Genomic DNA, 876 nt, shown 5'->3' with positions numbered 1-876 from the left:
TCGACAAACACCGCTTCCACTTCTTGTCCTATCAGTGGGCTGAGCACTGCATGAGGAGCTTTTGACTGTGGTGCTATAGTTAGATCGCATGGAGACCAAAACGGTGGCAGTAACAGAGCCAACGCCAACACCACACCTAATACCAACAATGATCACGGCGTTTTCAGCGTCCACTTCACCAAGCCTGTTTTCACCAACAGCCAGCAGATGAACACATAGGGCAGCATTATCTCTTTCATGCGTTATTCTCTGTTGATTTATTGTTTCGTACACCATTGCGGATGATGTTAGAGAGCTCTTTGGCCAACACATCCCAACGTGCAAAGGCAATAATGATCGCCAACACCCACCATGCTTATTCGACAACATAACCCGCACAGTGATAAAGCAAAGACCAATTGGGTGTGAGCACTCGACATTTCAGAGGCTCGATGAACCGCCACTTCGTGTAAACGCCAAAAAAGATAAACCACATAGATAAGGACGGCGACGGTGACAAAGAAAATGAATCCCATAAAGATCTCAGAATCCAACAGGCGCAATATGCTCGGTATAGCCATGAGAAAATAGCTTTCAGGCAAGTCTTTACCGTGAATGGCCCCCAATTTGGATAGCGCAAGTGACGAGCCGACTAACGTGCCAATCACCAGTAGGGCTTTAAAAATAAACCGTAGGATGCCCATAACAAACCTTGTTATTTTGATGCCTAGACCTTCCTTTGGCACTAGGGTTTCTGCAGAGGTAGACATGATGTAGAGCCTTGTTTTATTGGTCGTTTAAACTCAGCATTTTACAAAATCGTTCTAATCAATTGGGAATTGTCGCTATTCCATTCAGTCGCCCTTACTTTTGCATCTTTTTTTGATTCAACGACGG

Annotated in this window: 1 pseudogene; it reads right to left on the bottom strand. The window is 45.0% G+C overall.

Going from position 1 to position 876, the window contains the following annotated elements:
• Positions 1-235: 235 nt before the first annotated feature.
• Positions 236-749, bottom strand: a pseudogene (locus CIK04_RS24900) (magnesium transporter).
• Between the last annotated feature and the right edge of the window lie 127 nt (positions 750-876).

The organism is Vibrio sp. 03_296 (genome assembly GCF_002265885.1).
The sequence above is the reverse complement of the archived record's forward strand: the minus strand, read 5'-3'. Positions and strand labels throughout refer to the sequence as shown.